The organism is Nocardia sp. NPDC058497 (assembly GCF_042720195.1).
GTDB lineage: Bacteria > Actinomycetota > Actinomycetes > Mycobacteriales > Mycobacteriaceae > Nocardia.
On the sequence record NZ_JBHXMY010000326.1, the window covers coordinates 1 to 6,801 of the forward strand.

A 6,801-nucleotide genomic window follows, 5' to 3' on the forward strand; every position below is an offset into this window, starting at 1 on the left:
ACCGCGGGCCGTGGTGGGGGTTGGGGGGTTGCTGGTAGCGGGAACGGGTTTTTGGGGTCTGAGTTGACCGGAGGCCGGTGGACCACTGGCCCGGGGGCTTTCGGCCTTTTCCCAGGTCGGTGCGGTAGTGTCGGCGCCGATTGCTCCATCCCTCCTGGGAAAGGTGCTCCATCGACATGAGTTCTGGTCCCTTCGCCGGTCGCAACCGGCGACAGTTCCTCGCCAAGGCGATGGCCGCCGGCGCCGTGGGAACGCTTGCCACCTGGGCGAATCCGATCATCGACCGCGCATACGCCGCCGACCCAGCCGGCATGGGCGGGCTCGGTGACATCGAGCATTTCGTGTTGCTCATGCAGGAAAACCGCTCCTTCGACCACTATTTCGGCACCCTGTCGGGGGTGCGCGGATTCGGTGAGAGGTCCGCGTCGTGGCGCCAGTACGGCTGGTCGCCCGGAATCGGTCCTGCCGCGGATGGTTTCGTCGAACCGTTCCGGCTCGACACCACCCGGGGCGCCACGCTCGACGGCGAGTGCATCAACGACCCCGACCACACCTGGCCGGGCATGCACAAGGCCTTCAACGACGGACGCAACGACGGCTGGATGCCGATGTCGGTGGCCTCGGTCGGTCCGGCCAACGCCCCCGCCGCCATGGGTTACTACCTGCCCGAAGACATTCCGATCCACACCGAGCTGGCCCAGGCGTTCACCCTCTGCGACAACTACCACTGCTCGGTGCTCGGCCCGACCGACCCCAACCGGCTGTACTGGGTCAGCGCCACCATCGATCCCGACGGTCAGGCCGGCGGCCCGCTGGTGGAGACGCCGCTGCTCATCCCGAAGAACGTCTACAGCTGGCGCACCTACCCGGAGAACCTGTCCGAGGCGGGCGTGAGCTGGAAGGTCTACAGCAATCGCGATGCCGGACCGGCGTCGTCGATGATCCTCGACGGCATGATCGGCTGCTTCACCCAGGCCGCCGACCCGAATTCGGAACTGGCCCGGCGCGGCATCGCGCCGGTGTACCCCAACGACTTCCAGGCCGACGTCGCGAACAACACGTTGCCCGCGGTGTCGTGGGTGGTGCCGTCGGTGCTGCACTGCGAGCATCCGGCGCTGCCCGCGGCATTCGGCGCGGTCGGGATCGTGCAGCTGCTCGACATCCTGTCCTCGAATCCGGCGGTGTGGGAGAAGACCGCGCTGATCATCAGCTACGACGAGAACGGCGGCTTCTTCGATCACGTCATCCCGCCGACGCCGCCGCCGGGCACGGCGGGAGAGTTCCTGACCGTTCCACTGGACCGGGTTCCCGCGGCGGGTGGCATCGCCGGGCCGATCGGGCTCGGCTACCGGGTGCCGTGCCTGGTGGTCTCGCCCTACAGCCGCGGCGGGCTGGTCGCCTCGCAGACCTTCGACCACACCTCGCAGCTGCGGTTGCTGGAAACCCGGTTCGGGGTCGACGTGCCGAACCTGACCGCGTGGCGGCGCGGCGTCACCGGTGACATGACCTCGACCTTTGACTTCGCGGCGGCGCCGAACGCGGCGCGGCCGGTACTGCCCGATCCGCGGCCCAAGGCGGACGCGGCGGGGGCGCAGTGCGGACCGAACATCGCGGCGGGCACCCTCGGTCACGGCGTGCCCTATCCGGTGCCGCCGAACGCGATGCCGTCGCAGCAGCCGGGCAGGAGGCGCGCGCCGAGCGGGCTGGTCGGGGTCTGAACGCCGAACGGGCCCGGCGATGATCGCCGGGTCCGCGCTGTCCGAGAAGGGTCAGCTCGCGGCGGCGGGCACCCAGTAGCCGGCGGCCATGCTGGGGCGTTTGCGCATCGCGGCGAAACTGTGTCTGGCGGGGGAGACCAGGGCGGTGAACCAGGAGCGTCGATATTCGGCGAGAGTCGCTGCGACGGCAGGGTATTCGATGCAATGCACACCGCCGGGCATGCCCAGGCGGTGGCGAGCCGTCCGGTGGTCTCTGGTGCCCATGATCATCCTTCGGTAGCTGGAGCGTGGCCTTCTCGCCTCGGCGAACATTAATCCACCCGGCGCGCCCGGCCCCGGATTTTGCGCCGGTCGGCGCGTGGGCGTGTCGGAAAGAATCCGACGGACCGGACCGTGCCGTGCCACCGTCTGCGAGACTGGGCGCCATGTTGCGGATCGGCCTCACCGGAGGCATGGGAGCGGGTAAATCCACAGTGGCGCGGACCCTGGTCGAGTGCGGGGCGGTGCTGATCGACTCCGACGCGATCGCCCGCGAGGTCGTCGCGCCCGGCACGCCGGGGCTGGCCGCGCTGGTCGAGGCGTTCGGCACGGGCATCCTCGCCGCCGACGGCAGCCTGGACCGGCCCGCGCTGGCCGCGGTGGCCTTCGCCGACGACGAGTCACGGGGCACGCTCAACGCCATCACCCATCCGCGCGTCGGTGCCCGCACCGCCGAGCTGATCGGCGCCGCGCCCGCGGACGCGATTGTCGTGCAGGACATTCCGCTGCTCGTGGAGAACGGGCTCGCGCCGCTGATGCAGCTGGTCCTGGTGGTCGGCGCGGAGGTCGAGACCCGGCTGCGCAGGCTGGTGGAACATCGCGGGGTCGCCGAGGCCGACGCCCGGACCAGGATCGCCGCGCAGGCCACCGACGAGCAGCGGCACGCGGTCGCCGATGTCTGGCTGGACAACAACGGCGCCCCCGAGGTCGTCGAGGCGCGAGTGCGGGCACTGTGGGCAGAGCGGCTGGTGCCGTTCGAACGCAATCAGCGCGACGGGGTGCGCGCCAGGGCCGGCTACCAGCTGGTGCCCGCCGACCCGGAATGGGGAGCCCAGGCGCGGCGGATCATCGCCCGGCTGCACCTGGTGTGCGGCGCGTCGGCGGTGCGGATCGACCATGTCGGGTCCACCGCGGTGCACGGCCTGCCCGCCAAGGACGTCATCGACATCCAGGTGACGGTGGCCGATATGACCACGGCCGAGTCGCTGGCCGACGCCCTCGCCGCGGCCGGGTTCCCGCTCGCACCCGGAGTCACCCACGACAACCCGAAGCCGACACCCGGTGACTCCGACGGCACGGACCTGGCTCGCTGGGGAAAGCGCCTGCACGGCAACGCCGATCCCGCGCGCCCGGCGAACATCCATCTGCGCGTGCAGGATTCGCCCGGCCAGCGGTTCGCGCTCGACCTGCGCGACTGGCTGCGCGCCGACGCGGACGCCAGGGACGCGTACCTGGCGGTCAAGCGCGAGGCCGAGCAGGCGGCCGCGGACAAGGCCGGTGAGGCGGCGGGCGAGGCCTACTACGCGGTGAAGGAACCGTGGTTCGACGCCGTCTATCCGGTGGTCACCGAGTGGGCTCACGCGCGCGTCTGACCCGAGACCAATCTGTTAAACATCAATGTTTCAAAAAGCGGCCGAGCGGCGTCGCGCGCTGTGTACATTGTGCCGAGTCACCAGGCGGTGACTCGGTTCACAGGGAAGTTGTAGCGCGTATGACAACACATCATCGTCGGTTCGGCCGTGCGGGCTTCGGTATCACCGCATTCGGCGCCGTCGCCGCCAGCATCGTGCTGGCCGCCCCGCAGGCCTCTGCCTGGGTCGGCAATCTCACCGTGGCGGGCAGCGACCACAAGGTCGGCTGCAGCTACAAGCTGACCGCCAGCGTCGAGGTCGATCGGCTGACCTCGGTGAAGTTCACCGACAACGGTGTCGACATTCCGGGCAGCCCGGTGTCGCCGTCGCTGCTCTCGGGCACGGTGAGCATCACCTGGAAGCCGACCACGGCGGGTCAGCACAAGCTCGAGGCGCGTCAGCTGCTGATCAGCGACTCGATCACCGTCACCGTGGGTGAGGCCGCCGCGACCGGCAGCGCGGGCTGCGGCGGCGGTCTGGCGGATCTGTTCCCGAGCCTGTCGGCCGGCTGATCGGATCGGCGACCGCCCGGACCTGCTACCGAGGGTCCGGGCGGTTTGTCGTTTCAGCGCCAGGTCAGGATCATGCCGCGGGTGGCGAGCCAGCCCTCGAGCGAGTGGCCGTGCGCGGCCATCCCGTCGATCGCCGCGGTCGCGTGCTCGATCGCGGCCTGGCATTGCGCCGCGTCGAGCAGGCCCTCGGCGTGGGCGGCCAGCAATTCGTCGATATCGACCAGTTCGACCTCGCGGCCCGTGCGCACCAGCAGATCCAGGTAGTGGTCGACCGATTTCCACAGCGTGGCCGATTCCCTGGTGAACGCGCCGACGTCGACGTAGACGTCCTGCCACTGGTCGACACCCGGGTTGTAGTGGAATTTCGTCGCGCGCAGCGACAGCTCCGGCAGCACCCACGACTGCAGGTAGTGGAAGTTCGGATGATCGGAGTGGCGGCCCATGTACAGGCCCCACGGTTCCTCCCGGTAGACCTCGACCGGCCGGACGAACCCCTTCGGATCGGTGTTCGTCCGCGCCGCGATGTCGAAGTACTCGACCTTGGGTGGATGCACGTGCACGGTGGATGCCTGCGTCATGACCGGAAAATCTACCGTCGACCGGGTGCGCACGCCCGGTCGCACGCTCACATCCAGGTCAGTGTGATCTCCCGCGAGCGCAACCACCGCTCGACGTCGTGATTGTGCGCGGCGAGCCCGTCGAGTACCGCCGCGGCCCGGGCGAAGGCCCGGTCGGCCTGGGCGGTGTCGACGTGACCGGCGGCGTGCGCGGCAAGTAGCTCACCGGCGCCACGCAGGGTCGCCGACCGGCCGCGGCGGACCGCGATATCGAGGAAGTAGTCGGTGGCCTTCCAGCGCTTCGGGCCGACCTGGACGAATTCGATGATGTCGAGGACATAGTCGTGGCTGCGGTGGTGACCGGGCCGATCGTGCTCGATGGTGGCGCGCACGGCGGGACCGGGCAGCAGCCAGGACTCCTCGTAGCGACCGTGTGGCCGGTCGAGGATGCGGGCCAGGTAGACACCCCAGGGCTGCACCTCGTACCGGTCGACGGGCCGGATGTAGCCCCTGGCGTCGGTGGTGGTGAGCTCGGCCACGTCGAAGAACTCGACCCGGGGGCGGCTCGATGGTGGCGCGGTCGCCGGCACGGCGGGTGGCGGCTGCGGGCCGCGAATCTCGCGTGCGAAGTATCCGGCGAATCCGGTGACCGCCGGAGCCGCGACGAGCAGGGGAAGTAGTGCGCTCATGGGCTTGTCCTCACCACGTGCCGATGATCAGCCCAGGGTACGCCCGGTTCGGCGCAGTGTGTGGTGTCTGCTGTGCCACTTCGCTGTGAATGACATTGGTGCATGGGATGTTTCGGGCATTGTCCAGTGATGCTCCGAAGTAGCCGCAGCCAGGGAAGGGAGGGCCGACGACGGGCTGACCAGGCGATAAGGTCACCGGATCGGGAACGCCACAATGCTGCCGGAGGCTTGTTTCACGCCGTTCGCGCGCGGCAGCGGATCTGGCGATGATGAGGAGAACCGGAAGCACACCATGAGCAGTCGGCGGTCGCCCTGGTGGTGCCGCGGACCGGAGCCGACGGCTGGGTGCCGGCAGCTCACGCGACTTGTCGGTGGTCGGGCCTAATCTGGAGTGCATGGCATTCGCAACCGAGATTCCGACGGAAGGATATGAGGAGCGGGGGCACCCGCTGGCTCATTCCGAACACCGGCCCGTCGGCACCATCGAGCGTGCGGGCGGACAGTTCGAGGTGGTCAGCGAGCACAACCCATCGGGCGACCAGCCTGCCGCCATCGCCGAGCTGGAGCGGCGGATCACCGCGGGGGAGAAGGACGTCGTCCTGCTCGGCGCCACCGGTACCGGTAAGTCGGCGACCACCGCCTGGCTGATCGAGAAGCTGCAACGGCCGACGCTGGTGATGGCGCCGAACAAGACCCTCGCCGCGCAGCTGGCCAACGAGCTGCGGGAGATGTTGCCGCACAACGCGGTCGAGTACTTCGTCTCGTACTACGACTACTACCAGCCCGAGGCCTACATCGCCCAGACCGATACCTACATCGAGAAGGACAGCTCGATCAACGACGACGTCGAGCGGCTGCGGCACTCGGCGACCTCGAGCCTGCTCTCGCGTCGCGACGTCGTCGTGGTCGCCTCGGTGTCGTGCATCTACGGCCTCGGTACGCCGCAGTCGTACCTGGATCGTTCGGTGCAGCTCGAGGTCGGCGGCGAGATCGACCGCGACGCGCTGCTGCGCCTGCTGGTCGACGTGCAGTACACCCGCAACGACATGGCGTTCACCCGCGGCTCGTTCCGGGTGCGTGGCGACACCGTCGAGATCATCCCCTCCTACGAGGAGCTCGCGGTGCGCATCGAGTTCTTCGGCGACGAGATCGAGGCGCTCTACTACCTGCACCCGCTGACCGGTGACGTGGTGCGCCAGGTCGACTCGCTGCGTATCTTCCCGGCCACCCACTATGTGGCGGGCCCGGAGCGGATGGAGCGCGCGGTCGCCGATATCGAGGCCGAACTGGCCGAGCGGCTGGCCGAGCTGGAGAAGCAGGGCAAGCTGCTCGAGGCGCAGCGGTTGCGCATGCGCACCGAGTACGACCTCGAGATGATCCGCCAGGTCGGGTTCTGCTCCGGCATCGAGAACTACTCGCGCCACATCGACGGCCGTCCGGCCGGGTCGGCGCCTGCCACCCTGCTGGACTACTTCCCCGATGACTTCCTGCTCGTCATCGACGAGTCCCACGTCACCGTGCCGCAGATCGGCGGCATGTTCGAAGGTGACATGTCGCGCAAGCGCAACCTGGTCGAGTTCGGTTTCCGGTTGCCGTCGGCGGTCGACAACCGCCCGCTGACCTGGGAGGAGTTCGCCGACCGCATCGGCCAGGCC

The 6,801-nt window shown here is 69.1% G+C and carries 7 protein-coding genes; 4 read left to right on the forward strand and 3 right to left on the reverse strand.

What is annotated here, in order from left to right; genetic code table 11:
* Window positions 1-176: 176 nt before the first annotated feature.
* Window positions 177-1,718, forward strand: coding sequence for a phospholipase C (locus ACFWPJ_RS20685; protein ID WP_378853659.1), 1,542 nt, complete (start codon window positions 177-179; stop codon window positions 1,716-1,718).
* Between the two features lie 51 nt (window positions 1,719-1,769).
* On the opposite strand, the gene ACFWPJ_RS20690 is transcribed toward ACFWPJ_RS20685, so the two are convergent.
* On the reverse strand, window positions 1,770-1,982 hold the full coding sequence (locus ACFWPJ_RS20690) for a hypothetical protein (protein WP_378853661.1): 213 nt from the start codon (window positions 1,980-1,982) through the stop codon (window positions 1,770-1,772).
* 161 nt (window positions 1,983-2,143) lie between these two features.
* Here ACFWPJ_RS20690 and coaE point away from each other — a divergent pair, with 161 nt between their 5' ends.
* Complete coding sequence (gene coaE / locus ACFWPJ_RS20695) at window positions 2,144-3,349, forward strand: dephospho-CoA kinase (protein WP_378853663.1); 1,206 nt, start codon at window positions 2,144-2,146, stop codon at window positions 3,347-3,349.
* A gap of 119 nt (window positions 3,350-3,468) precedes the next feature.
* Complete coding sequence (locus tag ACFWPJ_RS20700; RefSeq protein ID WP_378853664.1) at window positions 3,469-3,900, forward strand: hypothetical protein; 432 nt, start codon at window positions 3,469-3,471, stop codon at window positions 3,898-3,900.
* 53 nt (window positions 3,901-3,953) lie between these two features.
* On the opposite strand, the gene ACFWPJ_RS20705 is transcribed toward ACFWPJ_RS20700, so the two are convergent.
* Both ACFWPJ_RS20705 and ACFWPJ_RS20710 read right to left on the reverse strand, forming a co-directional pair.
* Window positions 3,954-4,478, reverse strand: coding sequence for a DUF402 domain-containing protein (locus ACFWPJ_RS20705; RefSeq protein WP_378853666.1), 525 nt, complete (start codon window positions 4,476-4,478; stop codon window positions 3,954-3,956).
* A gap of 47 nt (window positions 4,479-4,525) precedes the next feature.
* Window positions 4,526-5,146: a DUF402 domain-containing protein gene (locus ACFWPJ_RS20710; protein ID WP_378853668.1), complete on the reverse strand. Its 621-nt coding sequence runs from the start codon at window positions 5,144-5,146 to the stop codon at window positions 4,526-4,528.
* A 395-nt stretch (window positions 5,147-5,541) separates the two neighbouring features.
* On the opposite strand from ACFWPJ_RS20710, the gene ACFWPJ_RS20715 reads away from it, so the two are divergent.
* Window positions 5,542-6,801 (forward strand): DEAD/DEAH box helicase family protein (locus tag ACFWPJ_RS20715; RefSeq protein ID WP_378853670.1); only part of this gene is annotated, 1,260 nt, incomplete at its 3' end.

Excerpts from the sequence above, each read along its gene's own strand:
- ACFWPJ_RS20685 (WP_378853659.1), top strand. The coding sequence starts at position 177 with ATGAGTTCTGGTCCCTTCGCCGGTCGCAACCGGCGACAGTTCCTCGCC.
- ACFWPJ_RS20690 (WP_378853661.1), bottom strand. The coding sequence starts at position 1,982 with ATGGGCACCAGAGACCACCGGACGGCTCGCCACCGCCTGGGCATGCCC.
- coaE (WP_378853663.1), top strand. The coding sequence starts at position 2,144 with ATGTTGCGGATCGGCCTCACCGGAGGCATGGGAGCGGGTAAATCCACA.
- ACFWPJ_RS20700 (WP_378853664.1), top strand. The coding sequence starts at position 3,469 with ATGACAACACATCATCGTCGGTTCGGCCGTGCGGGCTTCGGTATCACC.
- ACFWPJ_RS20705 (WP_378853666.1), bottom strand. The coding sequence starts at position 4,478 with ATGACGCAGGCATCCACCGTGCACGTGCATCCACCCAAGGTCGAGTAC.
- ACFWPJ_RS20710 (WP_378853668.1), bottom strand. The coding sequence starts at position 5,146 with ATGAGCGCACTACTTCCCCTGCTCGTCGCGGCTCCGGCGGTCACCGGA.